The organism is Hydrogenophaga sp. RWCD_12, from assembly GCF_046604225.1.
Classification (GTDB): domain Bacteria; phylum Pseudomonadota; class Gammaproteobacteria; order Burkholderiales; family Burkholderiaceae_C; genus Hydrogenophaga.
In genome coordinates this window covers 1,491,930-1,509,982 of sequence record NZ_JBKIXC010000001.1, presented here as the reverse complement: position 1 = coordinate 1,509,982, position 18,053 = coordinate 1,491,930, and the positions used below count along the sequence as shown (strand labels likewise).

At 65.6% G+C, this 18,053-nt stretch carries 18 protein-coding genes; 9 read left to right on the top strand and 9 right to left on the bottom strand.

All coding sequences use genetic code 11. From position 1 onward, the window contains the following. Window positions 1-27: 27 nt before the first annotated feature. The 8 genes from ACLIJ1_RS06910 to ACLIJ1_RS06875 are packed head-to-tail and all read left to right on the top strand — an operon-like array spanning window position 28 to window position 8,197. Window positions 28-783, top strand: a complete 756-nt coding sequence (locus ACLIJ1_RS06910; RefSeq protein WP_411364733.1) for a TrbG/VirB9 family P-type conjugative transfer protein — start codon at window positions 28-30, stop codon at window positions 781-783. Continuing rightward, window positions 780-1,871, top strand: a complete 1,092-nt coding sequence (locus tag ACLIJ1_RS06905; RefSeq protein ID WP_411364732.1) for a TrbI/VirB10 family protein — start codon at window positions 780-782, stop codon at window positions 1,869-1,871. The genes ACLIJ1_RS06910 and ACLIJ1_RS06905 overlap by 4 nt, the downstream gene beginning before the upstream one ends. A gap of 19 nt (window positions 1,872-1,890) precedes the next feature. Further along, window positions 1,891-2,940 carry a P-type DNA transfer ATPase VirB11 gene (gene virB11, locus ACLIJ1_RS06900; protein WP_411364731.1) on the top strand — a complete coding sequence of 350 codons (1,050 nt, stop codon included), beginning with the start codon at window positions 1,891-1,893 and terminating at the stop codon, window positions 2,938-2,940. 17 nt (window positions 2,941-2,957) lie between these two features. Beyond that, window positions 2,958-3,416 carry a hypothetical protein gene (locus ACLIJ1_RS06895; protein ID WP_411364730.1) on the top strand — a complete coding sequence of 153 codons (459 nt, stop codon included), beginning with the start codon at window positions 2,958-2,960 and terminating at the stop codon, window positions 3,414-3,416. Window positions 3,417-3,443: 27 nt separating this feature from the next. Continuing rightward, window positions 3,444-4,418 (top strand): hypothetical protein, encoded by a 975-nt coding sequence (locus ACLIJ1_RS06890; RefSeq protein WP_411364729.1) that lies wholly within the window; start codon window positions 3,444-3,446, stop codon window positions 4,416-4,418. Next, entirely contained in the window at window positions 4,415-6,319 is a 1,905-nt protein-coding gene (locus ACLIJ1_RS06885; RefSeq protein ID WP_411364728.1) for a type IV secretory system conjugative DNA transfer family protein, read from the top strand. The genes ACLIJ1_RS06890 and ACLIJ1_RS06885 overlap by 4 nt, the downstream gene beginning before the upstream one ends. 55 nt (window positions 6,320-6,374) lie before the next feature. Continuing rightward, window positions 6,375-7,709: a phosphoglucosamine mutase gene (gene glmM, locus ACLIJ1_RS06880; protein ID WP_411364727.1), complete on the top strand. Its 1,335-nt coding sequence runs from the start codon at window positions 6,375-6,377 to the stop codon at window positions 7,707-7,709. Next, window positions 7,709-8,197 carry a GNAT family N-acetyltransferase gene (locus tag ACLIJ1_RS06875; protein WP_411364726.1) on the top strand — a complete coding sequence of 163 codons (489 nt, stop codon included), beginning with the start codon at window positions 7,709-7,711 and terminating at the stop codon, window positions 8,195-8,197. Before glmM ends, ACLIJ1_RS06875 begins: the two co-directional genes overlap by 1 nt. A 99-nt stretch (window positions 8,198-8,296) precedes the next feature. Here ACLIJ1_RS06875 and ACLIJ1_RS06870 read toward each other — a convergent pair whose 3' ends face one another. From ACLIJ1_RS06870 to ACLIJ1_RS06830, 9 genes are all read right to left on the bottom strand, one after another. Beyond that, complete coding sequence (locus tag ACLIJ1_RS06870; RefSeq protein ID WP_411364725.1) at window positions 8,297-9,499, bottom strand: exo-beta-N-acetylmuramidase NamZ domain-containing protein; 1,203 nt, start codon at window positions 9,497-9,499, stop codon at window positions 8,297-8,299. Window positions 9,500-9,522: 23 nt separating this feature from the next. Then, entirely contained in the window at window positions 9,523-10,098 is a 576-nt protein-coding gene (locus ACLIJ1_RS06865; protein WP_411364724.1) for a DOMON-like domain-containing protein, read from the bottom strand. Then, complete coding sequence (locus ACLIJ1_RS06860; protein WP_411364723.1) at window positions 10,098-10,550, bottom strand: hypothetical protein; 453 nt, start codon at window positions 10,548-10,550, stop codon at window positions 10,098-10,100. The genes ACLIJ1_RS06865 and ACLIJ1_RS06860 overlap by 1 nt, the downstream gene beginning before the upstream one ends. 61 nt (window positions 10,551-10,611) lie before the next feature. After that, a complete protein-coding gene (arsB, locus tag ACLIJ1_RS06855; RefSeq protein ID WP_411364722.1) occupies window positions 10,612-11,643 on the bottom strand; it encodes an ACR3 family arsenite efflux transporter in 1,032 nt (343 codons plus the stop codon). Window positions 11,644-11,657: 14 nt separating this feature from the next. Further along, window positions 11,658-12,170, bottom strand: coding sequence for an arsenate reductase ArsC (locus tag ACLIJ1_RS06850; RefSeq protein ID WP_411364721.1), 513 nt, complete (start codon window positions 12,168-12,170; stop codon window positions 11,658-11,660). An 8-nt stretch (window positions 12,171-12,178) separates the two neighbouring features. Further along, a complete protein-coding gene (locus ACLIJ1_RS06845) occupies window positions 12,179-13,468 on the bottom strand; it encodes a hypothetical protein (RefSeq protein ID WP_411364720.1) in 1,290 nt (429 codons plus the stop codon). Further along, entirely contained in the window at window positions 13,465-13,815 is a 351-nt protein-coding gene (locus ACLIJ1_RS06840) for an ArsR/SmtB family transcription factor (RefSeq protein ID WP_411364719.1), read from the bottom strand. The genes ACLIJ1_RS06845 and ACLIJ1_RS06840 overlap by 4 nt, the downstream gene beginning before the upstream one ends. Window positions 13,816-13,878: 63 nt before the next feature. Next, complete coding sequence (gene ppk2, locus ACLIJ1_RS06835; protein WP_411364799.1) at window positions 13,879-14,721, bottom strand: polyphosphate kinase 2; 843 nt, start codon at window positions 14,719-14,721, stop codon at window positions 13,879-13,881. 82 nt (window positions 14,722-14,803) lie between these two features. Further along, window positions 14,804-16,960 (bottom strand): PhoX family protein, encoded by a 2,157-nt coding sequence (locus ACLIJ1_RS06830; protein WP_411364718.1) that lies wholly within the window; start codon window positions 16,958-16,960, stop codon window positions 14,804-14,806. A gap of 231 nt (window positions 16,961-17,191) precedes the next feature. Between ACLIJ1_RS06830 and ACLIJ1_RS06825 the strand changes: the two genes are divergently transcribed. Continuing rightward, window positions 17,192-18,052: a GNAT family N-acetyltransferase gene (locus tag ACLIJ1_RS06825; protein ID WP_411364798.1), complete on the top strand. Its 861-nt coding sequence runs from the start codon at window positions 17,192-17,194 to the stop codon at window positions 18,050-18,052. Window position 18,053 lies beyond the last annotated feature (1 nt).

The following is an 18,053-nucleotide window of genomic DNA, read 5'->3' as shown; positions in this document are numbered from 1 at the left end:
AACAGGGAACGAGCAACGATGACAACCATGAAACGAATCAGCAGCTCCTGGCGCGCGGTGGGATCGGCGCTGGCGTTCGCGATGGCGACTCTGAGCACCGGCGCCATGGCGCAGGAAGTGCGCGAGATTCCGTACCGTCCGGACCAGGTGGTCCGGGTCAACACAGGCCTGGGCATCGCGACGCAGATCGAGATCAGTTCTCAGGAACAGGTCAAGGACTTCGGCACGGGCTTTAGCGACGGCTGGGAACTTGTCCGCCGCGACAACATCTTCTACATCCGCCCGAAGAATGTGGACGTGGACACCAACATGTACATCCGCACCAACATGCGCTCGTACCTGCTGGACCTGCGCGTGTCGGCGACCAAATGGAAGACGCTGGAGGAGGCCAAGAACGCCGGCGTGTTCTACAAGATCCGCTTCGTGTATGGCAGCGAGGAACCGGACAAGGCGAGCCCGCTGGCCTCTGCCAACGCGGTGCTGTCGCCGACCGCGGCGGCTTTGAATTCGCAGAGCAACTACCACCTGAACTACGACTACTCGACCAGCAGCGATGTGTCGACGATCGTGCCGACCCGGGTGTACGACAACGGTCAGTTCACCTACATCCACTTGCCTCCAATGGCGAACTTTCCGGCCTTGTTTGGCCGCAACGACCGCAATGGCGAAGAGTTTCTTGTGAACACCAAGAGCGAAAAGAACGTGATGGTGGTTCTGGGCGTCTATCCGTTTCTCGTGATGCGGCTGGGCAATGACGTGGTGGGATTGAGGAGGAACAAATGAGCATGCAGTTTCCCAACGGCAACGGACAAGGCCCTGTGTTGTCCGACAACATGCCCAAACTCTCGGCGGGCCTGACCCGCGGCGTGAACAAGACAGCCATCGCCTACATCGTGCTGGTGTCGATCGCGACCATCGGCATGACCCTCTGGGTGGCCAGCAACGCCTTCTCGGCGAACGACAAAAAAGACAAGCAGGTCTCCATGGAGGAGGTCACGGTGCCCAAGAAGCCGGAGCTGTTGCTGCCGCCTCCTGCGGAGCCGGCGCAGCTCGTGGCCAAGTCCAACATGCCGCCGCTGCCGACGGACATGCCTCCCATGCCCGAGGGCGCAACGGCCGAGAAGAAGGACGACCTTCAGCAGCGCCGCATGGCCAGCGAAAACAACCTGGTGGCTGCCAACGCCGACAAAGGCAAGAAGAACCAGCTGTTTGAAGACGAGTACTCGACGGTCAAACGTGGCGCGGTGGAGGTCCTGGCCAATGCCGAGTTCGTGATGACCCGCGGTACCTTCATCCGCTGCGCGCTCGAGACCAAGATCGTGTCGACGCTGCCGGGCATGACGTCCTGCATCGTGACTGAGCCGATCTACTCGGTGAACGGTCGCCGGCTGCTGATCGACAAGGGCTCCAAGGTCACGGGTGAATACAAGTACGTCGATGAAAACTACGACCGCGTTGGCGTCGTGTGGACCCGCGTGCTGACGACCACCGGCCTGGACGTGCGCATCGACAGCGCGGGCACCGATGCGCTGGGTGGTGCTGGCATTCCGGGTCACTACGACGGCCACTGGGGCGAGCGCATCGGCGCCGCCATGCTGGTGAGTCTGTTGGCCGACGGTATCGATGCGGGAGCGCAGAAGTTTGCCAACGACAACGACATCCGTGGCCGGACGACTGTCTCGGCGGCGGGCGGCGTGGGTGTGGTGACCATCGACCCGTGGGAGTCGCAGACCGCGGCCACCGCCAAGAAGGCAGCGACCGAGATGCTGGCCCGCTCGGCCAACCGCAAGGCGACGGTGACGGTGCTCAACGGCACGGTGATCAACATCTTCGCGGCGCGCGACGTGGACTTTTCCAGCGTGATGCGCTGAGCAGGGTGGTGGCTTCGACATGACGGAACGGTCCGATGGCGAAACCATCGCAAACATCTCGACGGAGTTTCTGGAGTACCAGTACCACGTGCTGGGCATCACCCAGTTCCTGAACGACCCGCAGGTCACGGAAATCTGCATCAACCGCCCAGGCGAGGTGTTTCTGGAGACGGTCAAGGGCTGGCAACGCATCGATGTGCCGGGGCTGACTTTTGACCGCGCGCGCCAGTTTTGCACGACGGTGGTCAACGAGAGCAAGACCGGGCAGCGCATCACCGCGGTCGACCCGGTGGTGTCACTGACCTTTCCGACCGGTCAGCGCGCCCAGTTCGTGCTGCCGCCGGCGGTACCGGCGGACCATGTGTCGATCACCATCCGGCTGCCTTCGCGCTACACCAAGTCGCTCAACCAGTACCAGGAAGACGGCTTCTTTGCCCAGATCCTGGACGACACGGGCGGCATCAGCGGGATGGACGAAGAACTGCTTGCCTTGAAGAAGGCCAAGGACTACCACGGCTTCTTCAGCAAGGCGGTGTTCTACAAGAAGAACATCGTGGTTTCCGGGGCCACTGGCAGTGGCAAGACCACCTTCATGAAGTCGCTCGTCACGCACATTCCCGAAGACGAGCGGCTGATCACCATCGAGGACGCGCGCGAGCTGTTCATCGAGCAGCCCAACCGCGTGCACCTGATCTATTCGCGTGGCGGACAGGGCACGGCCAACGTGACGGCCAAGGGCTGCATGGAAGCCTGCCTGCGCATGAAGCCGGACCGCATCATCCTGGCCGAAATCCGGGGCGACGAGTCGTTTTATTACATCCGCAACTGCGCATCCGGCCACCCGGGCTCGATCACCAGTTGCCACGCCGGCAGCACCAGCCAGACCTGGGACCAGATGGCGCTGATGGTCAAGGCTTCGCCCGAAGGCGCCGGCCTTGACTTCAATGAGATCAAACGGCTGCTGATGCTGACCATCGACGTGGTGGTGCACATCAAGGCCCATGCCGGCCAGCGCTACATCACCGGTATCGACTTCGACCCGCAGCGCAAGCAGGCGCTGGAGTCGTGACATTCAAGGAGGACATCGTGAACATCAAAACGACACTGACCATCAGCCTGCTGAGCCTGTGCGCGGTAACCGTGCAGGCCGCCGCACCTGCGCCCGCCACGGGGTTGACCCCCGTGGACATGCGCGGCCTTTGGTTCCTGAAGAACGAGCAGGGCGCCGCCAAATGCGCGGCCTACCTGGGGCGCAAGCCGGTCGAACCCGATCCGGGTGCCCTGGTGATCAGCGAGCGCCAGTTGCAACTGTGGGCGGAAAACACCCAGACCACGATGTTCTTCGTGACCGACATCCAGGCGCGGCGCGCCAACACCTGGCGCCTGCAGGCCTTGGTCGACGTGCCGCCGTATGAGAAGGCCAAGGTACTGGAGACCTATGTGTTCGAGTTGCGCCAGGACGAACTGCTGTGGTCCAAGCGCCGCAACGACGACCAGTTGCCCGAGCAGGTGGACACCGAGGTGTTTGCGCGCTGCGGATATTGAATCAGCCAAGTTGCAGGGAGGCAGACAATGGAAAAGTCGAGACTCTGGTACCGCGTTGCGGGTCTGGGATTGCTGCTCGCAGTCTCCGCCTGTTCGAACATGCCTCTGGATTTCCTGCGCTCGCAAGGTCAGGGGCTGGACACGCTGTCGCAGAAGGTGGGGCCGGAGGGTTCACCGCTGAGCTTCGCGTTCGAGTTCGACGACAAAGCCGATGCCGCCGACGGCGAGGTCGGCTCAGGCTACATCGTGGTCAGTCAGGATGGCAAGGAGCTGCAGGCATTGCCGCACGCCTTTGAAATGCCGCGCGACCGGCTGGATCGCCGCGAGTGGCTGACGTTCAAGGACTTCAACGGCGACGGGCTGACAGACTTCAAGGTCACGCGCATGTACGTCATGGACGGCAAGGTTCCGGTGGACAGCCTGTACCAGTTCGATGCCAAGACCGGCCGCTTTGCGCAGATCGACGTGGTGTCCAACGCGGGCGAGATCCAGTCGACGACATCGAACTGCGTATCACTGAAGGTGGTCGCCGCGTCGGGTGCCGCCAAGATGGAGAGCCACTGTTATGTCGCTGCCTCGGGCCGCTGGGTGCGCGGCAAACCGGAGAGCGTGCGCAAGACCCAGGTGGCCGAACGCGTCGACGCTGCATGCGAGGCTGGCAGCCCGGAGCTGATCGCCTGTCGCCGCGCCCGCATCGAACAGGACAAGTCCTTGCTGACCCTGGTGCGTGACTACCGCAATGGCCGCATGCAGACCCTGCAGGCCGTGCACGGCAAGGAGTACGCACAGGCCTATGCGCGCAGCCAGGACCTGGACCACAGCAGCTGGCGCATGTACCGCGACGCTCGCTGCGCCTCTCAGTCGCGCGAGCAATCCGTGCCGGTGAAGGAACTGCCCGCCGCCACAGAGCTGTGCCGCTACGAATGGTCACGTGACCAGCTGCGGCGCTACAAGGACCAGATTGCGCGTCTGTCCGACGGCAAGGGCAAGGTCCGGCAATGAGGAAGGCGGTCTGGCTGCTGGCGCTGGTGTTGCTGGCCGCCGCACTCGCGGCCGGCACATACCTCAGCAGCCAGCTGCTGGCCTGGAGGCTGGACCTGCCGACACAGCAGACCGGCTGGGCCGACTACTGGCGTTACTGGGCGGCCTATTCGGACGCTCCCAAATATGGGCGCGTGATCAAGAGCAGCGGGCTGATCGGTTTTGCCGTGCCCGTGTTGCTGCTTGGGGGGCTGGCGCTCGCGCTGTTGATGCGCAAGAGGCCCAGCCTGTATGGCGAAGCGCGCTTCGCGACGCTGGGTGACCTGCGCACCCGCAAGATGCTCAAACCCGAAGACACCGCGCTGGTGGTGGGCAAGAAGGACGGGCAGTTTGTCTATTTCAATGGCCAGCAGTTCGCGCTGCTGGCGGCGCCGACCCGCTCGGGAAAAGGCGTCGGTATCGTGATCCCCAACCTGCTGAGCTACCAGGGTTCGGTGGTCGTGCTGGACATCAAGCAGGAGAACTTCGACCTCACCAGCGGTTTTCGCGCGCGCTACGGGCAGTCGGTCTACCTGTTCAACCCGTTTGCCGAAGACCGGCGCTCCCACCGATGGAACCCGCTGTCCTATGTGTCGCGGGATCCGAATTTCCGCGTCAGCGATGTGCAGAGCATCGCGGCCATGCTGTACCCGGTGTCGGACCTGCACAAGGACCCGTTCTGGGCCAACCAGGCGCAGAACGCTTTCGTGGCCTTCGCCCTATATGCCTTCGAGCAGTCCGCCTACCTGGCCGACCAGTACGACGTGCCGTTCGAGGTGCCCACCATGGGCGGGCTGTACCGGCTGGCGTCGGGTCGGCCGGGGCAGGAGTTCAAGGCCTACCTGGGTGAACTGGCGGCCTGGCCGCACCTGAGTTCCAGCGCGCGCACCGCGTTCTCGACACTGCTCGGGCAGGCCAACGAGACCTTCGCCAGCATCATGGGCACGTTCAAGGAGCCGCTCAACCCCTGGCTGAATCCGGTGGTGGATGCGGCGACCAGCGCGGACGACTTCGACCTGCGCGACGTGCGCAAGCGCAAGATGAGCATCTACGTCGCGATCCAGCCGAACAAGCTGGCCGAGAGCCGCCTCATCCTCAACCTGTTCTTCAGCCAGCTGATCAACCAGAACACGCGCGAGCTGCCACAGGCCAATCCGGACCTCAAGCACCAGTGTCTGCTGCTGATGGACGAGTTCACCAGCATTGGCCGCATCGACATCATTGCCCACGCGGTCAGTTTCATGGCGGGCTACAACCTGCGTCTGATGCCCATCATCCAGAGCATGGCGCAGCTGGAATCGACCTACGGCAAGGAGAACGCCCGCACCATCATGACCAACCACGCGCTGCGCATCATCTTTGCGCCGCGTGAGCAGCAAGACGCCAACGAGTACAGCGAGATGCTGGGCTACACCGGCATGCGCAAGGACAGCGTGAGCCGCAGCCGCTCGCGCGAGAGCAGCTACACGCGCAGTGAGAGCGAAGAGCGGCGGGCGCTGATGTTGCCGCAGGAGCTCAAGGCCATGGGCGACGACAAGCAGATCCTGCTGGTCGAGGGCATGGCGCACCCGGTGATGTCCGAGAAGATTCGCTACTTCCATGAGTCAGCGTTCAAGGAGCGGCTGCTGCCCAAGGTGGACGTGCCGGCGCTCGTGCTTCCTTCGGATCGCCCGCCTGCGGTTACGCCGACCCGCACTGCGCCCGCGGTGGCAACGCGAGTGTTGCCTCATGACCTGCCTGCCGACGTGCCCAGTGTGCAACAGTCGCTGGAACGGCAGTTCGAAGCGCACCGCGAACGCACGCCAGATGCGCCAGTGGAGTACACCGGCCTGGGTGGCGTGACCAACGAGATCGACGCGGTGCTGGCGCAACTGGAGCGTTGAATCCCTGACTTGGATTGCGGCGATGACGTAAGGTCAGCCGCCTAAAATCGCGGGCATGACCCGCAAATATTTCGGTACCGACGGCATCCGCGGTACCGTCGGCCAGGCGCCGATCACACCCGATTTCGTTCTCAAACTGGCCCACGCCGTGGGGCGCGTGCTCAAGCGCACCGAGGAGCACCCGACGGTGCTGATCGGCAAGGACACGCGGATCTCCGGCTACATGCTGGAAAGCGCGCTCGAATCCGGTTTCAACTCAGCAGGTGTGGACGTCGTGCTGCTCGGCCCGGTGCCGACGCCGGCGGTGGCCTACCTGACCCGGGCGCAGCGCGCGAGCCTGGGTGTGGTGATCTCCGCCAGCCACAACCCGTTCGGCGACAACGGCATCAAATTCTTCAGCGCCCAGGGCAACAAGCTCGACGACGCCTGGGAGCAGGCGGTCGAAGCCGAATTGGACAAGGACCCGGTCTGGGCCGATTCGCGCAACCTGGGCAAGGCACGGCGCATGGACGATGCGGCCGGCCGCTACATCGAGTTCTGCAAGAGCACCTTTCCGAACGACCTGACGCTCAAGGGACTGAAGATCGTGGTCGATGCGGCCAATGGAGCTGCCTACCAGATTGCGCCCGCCGTGTTCCACGAGCTGGGGGCAGAGGTAGTGCGCATCGGCTGTTCTCCCGACGGCCTGAACATCAACCACGAAGTGGGCGCGACGCATCCGCAGGCCCTGGTCGCGGCGGTGCAGGTGACCGGCGCCGACTACGGTGTGGCTCTGGACGGCGACGCGGATCGTTTGCAGCTGGTCGATGCCAGCGGACGCCTGTTCAACGGCGATGAGCTGCTGTACCTGATCGCCGCCGACCGGATCGCGCGCGACGACGATGTCCCGGGTGTGGTCGGCACGCTGATGACCAACATGGCGGTCGAGGTGGCGTTCCGGAAGAAGGGCGTCAAATTCGTGCGCGCCAAGGTCGGTGACCGCTACGTGCTCGAAGAACTGGAGCGCCACGGCTGGATCCTCGGCGGCGAAGGTTCGGGCCATCTGCTGGTGCTGGACAAACACACCACCGGCGACGGTCTGGTGTCGGCACTGCAGGTGCTGCAGGCCTGCGCCGGCAGTGGCAAGACCATGGCGCAGCTGCTGGCCGAGGTGACCCTGTTCCCGCAGACGCTGATCAATGTGCGTCTGCAGCCGGGCCAGGACTGGAAAACCAACCAGAAGCTGGCTGACGAAACCAGGGCGGTCGAGGCCGAGCTGGGCGAGACCGGCCGCGTGCTGATCCGCGCCAGCGGCACCGAGCCGCTGCTGCGGGTGATGGTCGAGGCGCGTGACCCTGAGCAGGCCAGGGCCTGCGCCGAGCGGCTGGTGGCTGCGGTGAAGGCAGGCTGATGGCGGCCGCTTTTTCCGTTCGCCGTGCCGACTACGGCCGGGCCTCAGATGCAGCGGCCATCGTGATGTTGCTGGACGCCTATGCCAGCGATCCGGCCGGTGGTGGTGAACCTCTGAGCGACTACGCCAAGGTCCATCTGGTGCCTGAACTGGCGGCGCGCCCGCAGGCCTTCAGCATCCTGGCCTTTGACGGCGAACAGCCGATCGGGCTGGTGAATTGCATCGAGGGGTTTTCGACCTTCAAGTGCAAGCCGCTGGTCAATGTGCACGACGTCGCCGTGCTGGCCAGCCACCGCGGTCGTGGCATTGCCGAAGCGATGCTGGCCGAGGCCGAGCGCATCGCCGTCGATCGTGGCGCGGTCAAGATGACGCTGGAGGTGCTTTCGGGGAATTCGCCGGCCGTCAAGCTCTACCGGCGCATCGGCTACGAGGGCTACCAGCTTGACCCCACCATGGGCACGGCCCAGTTCTTCCAGAAGTGGTTGTAGGCCCACCCCTGCCGCGCTGCGCGCGACCCCCTCAAGGTGGCAATGCGAGCGGCCCGGCGGAGCCGGTGCCGTCGCATCCTGGCCTCTGGTGCCGGAGATTCAGTAGAGCAAAAACGGTTTGCGGGTTTCGATCCAGGCTGCTTCGTCGGGTGCAGCGACCGCTTCCAGATCCGCGGCGGTCGAGTTCAAGTCGTCTACCCACTCGCGCAGCGCCGGTCCGCCGTTGATCAGGTCGATGGCCAGGCGGTCGCTCTCGTACTCGTAGGGGAAGTCGCGCCAGAGCGGGTAGTCGAAGGCCTGTTCGCGCAGGGCCTTGAAGGCCAGGGCCTGGAGTCGCCACGGGCGGAAGGCCGCATGGTCGTAATGCTGCGGATCTTCAACGTGGATCTGCACGCCATTGCAAAGCTTGCCCACGTGTTTGTGGAAGGTGGGCTCGAACCAGCAGGCGCGCAGGCGGCAGCCAGCCAGCCATTGCGGAGCGATGCGGCGCATGTCGTCCAGCAGGCGGCTGGTGTCGATGTCGGGTGCGCCAAAGAGTTCGAGCGGTCGCGTGGTGCCGCGGCCTTCACTGAGCGTCGTGCCCTCGAGCATCACGGTGCCGGCATAGGCGCGTGCCATCCAGAGGTTGGCGGCGTTGGGACTGGGGTTGACCCAGGTTCTGTCTTGCGGCCAGCCGAAACCGGGGCCTTCCTCGGGCAACCAGCCCTCCATGGTGACGACGCGGTATTCGACATCCAGCTTGAGCGATGCGATGAACCAGTGGCCGAGTTCACCCATGGTCATGCCGTGCCGCATGGGCATGGGGCCGGCGCCGACGAAGCTCTCCCAGCCTTCGCGCAGCAGCGTGCCTTCGACCGGCCGGCCCGCGGGGTTGGGGCGGTCCAGCACCCAGACGGCCTTGCCGTGTTTCGCTGCGGCTTCTAGCACGTAGCGCAGCGTGGTGATGAAGGTGTAGATGCGGCAGCCCAGGTCCTGCAGGTCGACCAGCAGCACGTCAAAGGTGTCCATCATCGCGTCGGTCGGGCGGCGAACCTCACCGTACAGGCTGAACACCGGAATGCCCAGTCGCGGGTCGAGGAAGTCGGGCGACTCGACCATGTTGTCCTGCTTGTCGCCGCGCAGGCCGTGCTGCGGGCCGAAGGCCGCCGTGAGCTTCACATCGGGCAGGTCGGCGAGGGCGTCGAGCGAATGGGTCAGGTCGCGCGTGACCGAGGCCGGGTGGGCCAGCAGGGCGACGCGGCGGCCCGCCAGCGGGGCGCGCAGCGCGGGTTCTTCGAGGAAACGTTCGAGGCCGAATTTCATGCGGACACTGTTGGAAAAGAAGATCAGGCCGGCGCCAGCGCGCGGCCGGCCGGGTGGTGGAAGTCGGGGCGATCGTCGTGCGGGTGTTGCAGCGCCCAGTAGCTCAGTTGGCCTTCGGTGGTTTCGATGACGGCGGTAAGACCGACGCGTCCGGGAGTCTCAGGCAGCAGGGCGTGGGGTATCCAGGCGCGCAGGTGCAGTGCGTCTGCGGAGGTCTGGACGTTGATCGACGGTCCGACGGCGGGCGGAGTGTCATTGGCACAGCGCTCGCGCTCGGCGGTGAAACGGTAGACCGCCCACTGGCCCGAAGGCGAGAAATTGAATTCGCGGTAGCCCGGACCGTCGCCGTCCTGCACGAAAGCTTCAAAGCAGGTATGGCGCCAGAGGCCGTCGGCGGGGCCGGGTGTCTGCGGCACTGGAATGGTCAGGGCGTCGACCGGTCCCTCGATCAGGTAATGCAGCCACCAACCCGGTGTGACCGCATCGTCGACGATCTGTACGCCGGCACGGACGGAAAGACCTTCGGGTCCCGGCGTGGCCGGATGAACCTGCAACGCCAGGAGGCTCGCAGGAGCTGCAACAAGACGGGAATCCGGCATCAGGGCTGGTAGCACTTGCCGGCGGGGTCGACTTCGATGCGGATCAGCTCGTTGCCGCCCGCCGACCAGAAGTTGCCACCGGTGAAGGTCAGGCAGCCGTCGCCCTTGTAGAGGGCGATGCCGCGACGTGCGTCGTTGCCGAGGTAGAACGGAATCCAGCGCTTGGCGGTTTCGCTGCCGTACATGCCGTCGTAGGGGCCGATCAGCTTCACCACTTGCTGCAGCTCCATGCCGATCTTGATTTTGGCGAAGCGGCTGTCGGGTGCCGGCGTGCCGCTGATCTCGCCCTCGGTCTTGCCGTCGGCCGAGCGGACCGTACGCACCAGGTCGCCCGTGGCGGCCTTCTGCGCGACCGGCGCCTTTTCCTCCAGCGAGGTGCTGGCGCAGCCGGCGAGGCTGCCTGCCAGTACCAGCACGGCGGCGGCGAGCAGAACGGGTTTGTGAGCGGACATGTCGGACTCCTTGAACGCCGTGAGACAGTGCCGCCGATTGTAGTGAGCGGGTGGGACGGCCCTAAGGCGCGGCCGCATGGCCGAAGCGGTGCTGCGAGCGGTTCACGAAGGCCACCAGCGACAGCATCACCGGCACCTCGACCAGCACGCCGACCACGGTTGCCAGGGCAGCGCCGGAATGCAGCCCGAACAGCGAGATCGCGACCGCCACGGCCAGTTCGAAGAAGTTGGACGCGCCGATCAGGCAGGCCGGGCCGGCGATGTTGTGTGGCAGGCGCAGCCAGCGTGCACCGAGGTAGGTGAGGGCGAACACGCCGTAGGTCTGGACCAGCAGCGGGATCGCGATCAGCACGATCACCATCGGTTGCGCCAGGATGGTTTCGGCCTGGAAGCCGAACAGCAGCACGACGGTGGCGATCAGGCCGACCACCGACCAGGGCTTGAGCCGGCCGACGAAGGCGGCGACGGCCGCTGCGCCACCCCGGGCCAGCAATGCCTGTCGCGTCGCGATGCCCGCCACCAGCGGCAGCACGACGTACAGCGTGGTCGACAGCAGCAGCGTCTGCCAGGGCACGGTGAGGTCGGTCACGCCCAGCAGGAAGGCTGCGATGGGCGCGAAGGCGAACACCATGATGAGGTCGTTGAGCGAGACCTGCACCAGCGTGTAGTTCGGGTCGCCCTTCATCAGTTGGCTCCAGACGAACACCATCGCGGTGCAGGGCGCCACGCCCAGCAGGATCATGCCGGCGATGTAGTCGCTGGCCGACTGCGGATCGACCCAGCCGGCGAAGACGTAGCGGAAGAACAGCACGCCCAGCGCCGCCATGGTGAAGGGCTTGACCAGCCAGTTGATGGCCAGCGTGAGCAGCAGGCCCTTGGGCCGCTTGCCGACATCGCGCACGGCGGCGAAGTCGATCTGAATCATCATCGGATAGATCATCACCCAGATCAGCACGGCAACCACGAGGTTGACGTGCGCGAGTTCGAGTGCGGCGATGGCGGCGAACGTCGCTGGCGTGAGCAGGCCCAGACCCACACCGGCGGCGATGCCCAGGCCGACCCAGACGGTGAGGTAGCGTTCAAAGAGTCCCATGGTGGCGTCGGCTTTCAGGATTGGGTGGCCAGGTCGCGGGCGGCCTGCTGCAGGCGCAGCCGGTCCACGCTGGCCAGCGGCAGGTTCACCAGCAGTTCCAGGCGCTGACGGATCGCCAGCAGGGTGAGCCGGAAGGCTTCGAGGCGTTCGGCTTCGGTTCCAGTGGCGTTGGACGGATCGGGGTAGCCCCAATGCGCGGTGGCCGGCTGACCGGGCCAGAACGGGCAGGCTTCACCCGCGGCGTTGTCGCAGACGGTGATCACCAGGTCCATGCGCGGCGCCTCGGGCTGCGCGAACACGTCCCAGCTTTTGCTCGACAGGCCTTGCGTGTCGATGCCGGCGTCTTGCAGGGCGCGCAGCGCCAGCGGGTTCGGTTGCTGGTTCTCCCGCGGGCTGCTGCCGGCGGAGAAGCCGCGGAAGCGCTGGACGCCGTGCTTGCGGCCCAGGTGGTTGAGCAGTGCCTCGGACAGGATGGACCGGGCCGAGTTGTGCGTGCAGAGGAACAGCACGTTGAGTGTGTCGGGCATGGATGCGTTCATTGGAGGGGATGGTCGGTTTCGGGCAGCACGACGACGGGCGAAAAGCCGCCGCCTTCGGTGCGGAAATTGGTGGTCTGGCCGGTCCAGGTGCGCGCGGCCAGCAGCTGGACCTGGCCGCGGTAGCTGTAGGCACGCAGGTCGAGCTTCAGGTGCGTCGTCTGGTCACCGACGCGCACCAGGCGCTCGCTGGGCGGCACGATGGTCTGCGCCACGTAGTCGGCGGCCAGGATCTCGTCCCAGACCCGGCGCGTGAGCTTGTCGCCGCGGTAGGTGGCGCGGGCGCCGAAGCCGGCGGCGGGCTTGAAGAACAGCGTGCGGCGCTGCGCCCAGAGGACGTCGGCGGTTTCTGGGGTGACGTGCCGCGTGGCCGGAACCACGCGCCGCAGGATGTCCCGGTCCGCTTCCGTCACGCCCCAGGCCGCAAGCTGCGCGTCGTCGGACAACACGATCAGGTTGTGTTTGTGGGCATACAGTGCGTGGGTGCGCGGGTGCGGCGTGAGCACGGCCGCTCCGGCTTCGTGCGCAAGGCGCAGTGCGGCATGGGCGCCGTCCTGCAGATAGAAGTCGGTCAGGCGGTTGTAGACCATGTCGACCGGCTGCTCCGGCCACGCGGGATGCCAGAGCGCGCCGTCGCGCCATTGCAGTTCACCGGGGTCGGCGATCACGGCCTGCAGGCCATGGGCCGTGAAAAGTGCGCGCGCCAGTTCGAACTCGGGCGCCAGGTACTGCGCCAGCGGCGCGTCGTCGACGATCACCACGTTGCGCCAGGGCGTCAGGCCACGCTGCGCGATCCATTCGGCGCGGAACATGTCGATGAAGGCGCTGTCGAGCGTCCGGAGCTGGTCCCGCGGATCGAACACCACCTTGAACGACGCGCAGCAGGCGCGGTGCGCACGGGCCAGCGCGGCGTTGAGAAAAGCGCCTCCGGCGTTGCTGTTGATCTCGATGAGGCGCGGCCCGTCGTCAGTGATGTGGAAGTCGTACCCCATGAACACACCTCCCGGGCCGTGGTCGACACTGGCGATCTGCGGCGCGCGCGCCAGCGCCTGTTGCCGCCATGCGGGCAGGGCGATGACACGCTCAATGGCGGCGACGGCGTCCGCTATTTGCGCCTGCACACCGGGGTCGAGGAACACCGCCGACTTCGAGAACAGGTGCGGGTGGCTTTGGGCGAGGCGCTCGGTCAGGCCGGCCAGTGCGGGCGAAGTCTCCAGCTGCTCGCGCAGGTTCGGCGCCTCCAGCGTCTGACAGGCGCAGCCGAGGTTGAGGGAGTCCGCGAGGTTCATGCCTGGTCTCCGCAGTTGACGCAGCCGGGCGGCGTGACCTCGCAGGCTTGTCCGCCGCAGCAATGTTCGGTCAGGTAGCCGAGCAGGGCGTTCATGCGGTCGAAATGCGCGCGGTAGATCAGGCGGCGGCCCTGCGGCTCGGCACTGACCAGGTCGGCGTGCACCAGCTCCTTGAGGTGGAACGACAGCGAACTTGGCGCCACGTCCAGCCGCTCGGCGATCGCACCCGGCGTCATGCCTTCCGGCCCGGCGACCACCAGTTCACGGAAGGCCCGCAGACGCACCACCTGCGACAGGGCCGTGAGCGCACGCAGGGTCTGCTGTTCAATGGGAGTGATTATTTCCATATTTCAATGATAATAGAAATAATGGACAAAGAAGACGCCGCTGAGCGGCGTCCGAGGGATCAATCAATAAATCGCTGGAACCATCATCTCTTCCGGCACCGCCTGGCGTTTGTAGTCCTCGTGCCGCTCGCGGGGCGGCAGCACGATGCCTGGGCGCGGCACTTCGGCGTAGGGCATCAGGCTCAGCAGGTGGTGAATGCAGTTCAGGCGCGCCGTCTTCTTGTCGTTGGCCTGCACCACCCACCAGGGCGACTCGGGAATGTGCGTGCGCTCCAGCATCACTTCCTTGGCCTTGGTGTAGAGCTCCCAGCGGCGGCGCGACTCCAGGTCCATCGGGCTGAGCTTCCACTGCTTGAGCGGGTCGTGGATGCGGCCCATGAAGCGCTGGTGCTGCTCTTCGTCGGAGATCGAGAACCAGTACTTGATCAGCTGGATGCCGTTTCGCACCAGCATCTTCTCGAACTCGGGCACGTCGCGGAAGAAGGCCTCGTACTGCTCGTCGCTGCAGAAGCCCATGACCTTCTCGACGCCGGCCCGGTTGTACCAGCTGCGGTCCAGCAGCACGATCTCTCCGCCCGCGGGCAGGTGCGTCACGTAGCGCTGGAAGTACCACTGCGTGCGCTCGCGGTCGTTGGGGGCGGGCAGGGCGACCACGCGGCAGACCCGCGGGTTCAGCCGCTGGGTGATGCGCTTGATCACGCCGCCCTTGCCGGCCGCATCACGCCCCTCGAAGATGATCACGACCCTGTGTCCGGTCGCGACCACCCAGTCCTGCAGCTTCACCAGTTCGCCCTGCAGCCGGAACAGTTCGCGGAAGTAGCTGATCCGGGTGGAGGCGCTGCCCGCAGGGCGCTTGGCGTCTTCACCGAGACGGTCCTCCATCTCCAGCTCGAATTCCTCGTCCATCGAATCCAGCAGATCCTCGCGCAGTTGCGCAATCTGCTGCTCGGTGCCCTGCAGGCCGTTGGTGTGCGCGCGGTCGTTCACATCAGCTCCCGATGACGCCGCCGTCGTTCTTGGTGATGACGATGGTGGCCGAGCGCGGGCGCTTGCCGGCGCCGTAGCCGGCATTGGCGGGCCACTGGCTTTCGTACTTGCTCGGTTCACCGATGTCGGCCATCTTGGTGTTCTCGCCCGGGTGCTGGATGTTCACGAACAGGGCGCGGCCGTCGGGCGTTTCGGTGATGCCGGTGATTTCGGCGCCCTTGGGGCCGACCAGGAAGCGCTTGAGCGTGGCGGTGGTCTGCGGGCGGCCCACCGGCGTGGTGACCTGGCGGTCGCCATGGGTGAGGGTGCGGTTGCCGCCGTCGCCCACGCGGCCCGGCACGGCAGCCAGCAGCATGCAGTTGGTCTTGTCGAGGTAGGCACCGTCGTCGGTCTCGATCCAGCACAGGCCGGTGGCCTTGCTGAACACCAGGCCGTCCGGCGACGACAGGTCGTTCTCGTCAGAGAGGTTGGACAGGTTGATGGTCGACTTGTCCGCTTCGGCCTCGGCGCCGAACAGGAAGATGTCCCAGCGGAACCCGGTGGCGGCGGGTTGTGGTTCGGCCAGCCGAACGATGTGGCCGTTCACGTTGCCCTTCTGCTCCTTGCCGGCCTTGAGGTCGGTGTAGGAGCGCGGGTTGACGCTGTCGGTGTTGGCCGGGGTGCGCGTGCTGTTGTTGGTCAGCGTGATGTAGACCTCGCCGTTCTTCGGGTTGACGCCGGCCCACTCGGGGCGATCCATCTTGGTCGCTCCCACGGCATCGGCCGCCAGGCGCGTGAACACAGCGATGTCGGCGGCGTCCTTGAATTCGAAGTACGAACTGCCCGCGATGATCGGGTTGTTCATCGAGAGCTCCAGCCATTCGCCGTTGCCGTCGCTCTTGAAGCGGGCGACGTACAGCGTGCCCTTGTCAAGGTACTTGTCGCCGGCGGCCAGGCGGTTGGACGGCTCGGCATCGGCGGCATCCCACTTCGCGTCGGAGACAAACTTGTAGATGTATTCGTTGCGCGCGTCGTCGCCCATGTAGGCCACCACCGGCTGGCCGGCTGTCACGCGGGCGAAGGTGATGTTTTCATGGCCCAGACGGCCCAGGGCGGTGCGCTTGCGCAGCACGCTCTTGTTGTCGTAGGGGTCGAGTTCGACGATGAAACCGAACGTGTTCATCTCGTTGCGGTAGTCCTCCTTGGCCGAGGCCGCCACGGCGCTGTTGTTCCAGCGCACGAAGCGGTCGTCGCTGCCGCCACTCTCCCAGCCGTGGCGGCTGGCTTCGCCGGCCTTGCGGCCGTAGCGCTTGAGGGCCTGCACCTGCTTGTCCTTCTTGCGGGCGTCGTCGTCTTTGGCGTCGCGGAAGAAGTAGCCGAACCAGTTTTCCTCACCGCTGGCGTAGGTGCCCCAGGGCGTCATGCCGGCGCCGCAGTTGTTGAGCGTACCGCGGGCCTTGGTGCCGGTGCCGTCGAACTTGGTGACCAGATGCTCGCTGCCGCGCGCCGGGCCGTGGATCGCGGCCTCGGTCATGGTGGTGATGCGGCGGTTGAAGCTGGAGCCGCTCTTGTAGGCCCACTGCTTGCCGTCGGACTGCAGCTCGACCACGGACAGGCCATGAATCATCAGTTCCTTGTCGATCTCCGAGGCCGGGCGGGGCAGGGTGGCCGTGCCGCCGTTGGCATGCAGGAAAAAGGAGGCGAGCTTTTCGTCGGTGGTCGCTTCGTGGTTGATCGCGATCAGGCCGCGCAGGCTGGCGTTGCGCGAGGGCAGGCCCTTGGCATCCAGGCCGAACCACTCCATGCCGTCGTTGTGGTCACCGGTGCGGCGTGCGAAGTCGGTGTCGGTGCCGTCGTTGCGGAACGCCGGCGTGTCGGCGCTCAGCGGGTCTCCCAGCGCAAACACCACCTGGGCGCTGTAGCCCTCGGGCACGACCAGCTTGTCGGTGGTGTGCTTGGCCACTGCGGCAAAACCCAGGGTCTGCAACGCCGGGCCCTGGGAATCACCCATGCCGGTGGTCGCGCAGGCGGTCAGCGCCGACGTGCCAGCCACGGCGCCCGCCATCCCGGCACCGCGCAGCAGGCTGCGGCGGCTCAGACGCGATTTCAGGACGTCGTCGAAGGCGAGGTTGTCGGAGGTGTTGGAGTTCTCGTCGTTGAACGGGGATTCGGCTTTCATGGGGGTTCCGGCGTTGGGTTGGAAATGAAAGTGCCGCAGTCTGTCTGCCGGTGATGAATGTTTTGTGACGCTTCTGCGGCGAGGTCATGACAGACGCTGTTTTGCCGTCACGAAAAATTCATCGGACTGCCACGTCCGGTACACGGGGGCTGTCCAGCATGACGGGACATGAGCAACACCTACCCCCAACCTGCGTCGCTGGTCGACGCGATCGTCACCCAGGAGTCTTCCATGCGCGAACTGCCGACCCCGACACTGGACCTCTCGCCGATGCCCGACTTCCGGAGGTCGCTTCATCCAAGCTCGCCAACAACTGCCGCGGTGGTGGTCCCTGGCGGCGTGGAAAAGCTCAGCCCCGGCATCGAAGTCGGATGGGCCAGGCATCTGGATGAGGTTCGCGAAGCGCAGCGCCTGAGGCACGAGGTGTTCGCCGGCGAGATGGGCGCCATCCTGTCCAACAGCGTCCCGGGCCATGACGTCGACCTGTTCGACGACTACTGCGAACACCTGCTGGTGCGGGAAGCCGCGACGCGCAAGGTCATCGGCACCTACCGCGTGCTCACACCCGAACAGGCCAAGCGCGCCGGCAGCACCTACAGCGACACCGAGTTCGATCTGGTGCGACTGCGTCATCTGCGCGGGCAGATGGTGGAGCTGGGCCGCAGCTGCGTGCACCGCGAACACCGCCAGGGCAGCGTCATCATGGCCCTGTGGGGCGCGCTGGCGGCCTTCATGCACCGCAACCGCCTGGACACCATGATCGGCTGCGCCAGCATTCCGATGAACCACGAAGGTGAGCACGGGGTGGTCGGCGGCGGTCACGCTGCCGCCAGCATCTGGCGCCAGGTGAAGGACAAGCACATGGCGTCGATCGACTGCCACGTGCGGCCGCGCCTGCCGCTGCCGATCGAGCAACTGGACGACAGCCTGGATGTGGAGCCGCCCGCGCTGATCAAGGGCTATCTGCGCCTGGGTGCCAAGGTCATGGGACCGCCGGCCTGGGACCCGGATTTCAACGCCGCCGACCTGCCGATGATCATGCGCATCGCCGACATGCCGCCGCGCTACCGCCGCCACTTCCTGGGAGTTTGAG

Bases quoted from the DNA above. Each gene is read 5' to 3' on its own strand.
- ACLIJ1_RS06870 (WP_411364725.1), bottom strand. From the start codon at position 9,499: ATGAAATTCGGCCTCGAACGTTTCCTCGAAGAACCCGCGCTGCGCGCC.
- virB11 (WP_411364731.1), top strand. From the start codon at position 1,891: ATGACGGAACGGTCCGATGGCGAAACCATCGCAAACATCTCGACGGAG.
- ACLIJ1_RS06910 (WP_411364733.1), top strand. From the start codon at position 28: ATGAAACGAATCAGCAGCTCCTGGCGCGCGGTGGGATCGGCGCTGGCG.
- ACLIJ1_RS06860 (WP_411364723.1), bottom strand. From the start codon at position 10,550: ATGTCCGCTCACAAACCCGTTCTGCTCGCCGCCGCCGTGCTGGTACTG.
- ppk2 (WP_411364799.1), bottom strand. From the start codon at position 14,721: ATGGACGAGGAATTCGAGCTGGAGATGGAGGACCGTCTCGGTGAAGAC.
- ACLIJ1_RS06845 (WP_411364720.1), bottom strand. From the start codon at position 13,468: ATGAACCTCGCGGACTCCCTCAACCTCGGCTGCGCCTGTCAGACGCTG.
- arsB (WP_411364722.1), bottom strand. From the start codon at position 11,643: ATGGGACTCTTTGAACGCTACCTCACCGTCTGGGTCGGCCTGGGCATC.
- ACLIJ1_RS06875 (WP_411364726.1), top strand. From the start codon at position 7,709: ATGGCGGCCGCTTTTTCCGTTCGCCGTGCCGACTACGGCCGGGCCTCA.
- ACLIJ1_RS06840 (WP_411364719.1), bottom strand. From the start codon at position 13,815: ATGGAAATAATCACTCCCATTGAACAGCAGACCCTGCGTGCGCTCACG.
- ACLIJ1_RS06850 (WP_411364721.1), bottom strand. From the start codon at position 12,170: ATGCCCGACACACTCAACGTGCTGTTCCTCTGCACGCACAACTCGGCC.
- ACLIJ1_RS06890 (WP_411364729.1), top strand. From the start codon at position 3,444: ATGGAAAAGTCGAGACTCTGGTACCGCGTTGCGGGTCTGGGATTGCTG.
- ACLIJ1_RS06865 (WP_411364724.1), bottom strand. From the start codon at position 10,098: ATGCCGGATTCCCGTCTTGTTGCAGCTCCTGCGAGCCTCCTGGCGTTG.
- ACLIJ1_RS06905 (WP_411364732.1), top strand. From the start codon at position 780: ATGAGCATGCAGTTTCCCAACGGCAACGGACAAGGCCCTGTGTTGTCC.
- ACLIJ1_RS06825 (WP_411364798.1), top strand. From the start codon at position 17,192: ATGCGCGAACTGCCGACCCCGACACTGGACCTCTCGCCGATGCCCGAC.
- ACLIJ1_RS06885 (WP_411364728.1), top strand. From the start codon at position 4,415: ATGAGGAAGGCGGTCTGGCTGCTGGCGCTGGTGTTGCTGGCCGCCGCA.
- ACLIJ1_RS06830 (WP_411364718.1), bottom strand. From the start codon at position 16,960: ATGAAAGCCGAATCCCCGTTCAACGACGAGAACTCCAACACCTCCGAC.
- glmM (WP_411364727.1), top strand. From the start codon at position 6,375: ATGACCCGCAAATATTTCGGTACCGACGGCATCCGCGGTACCGTCGGC.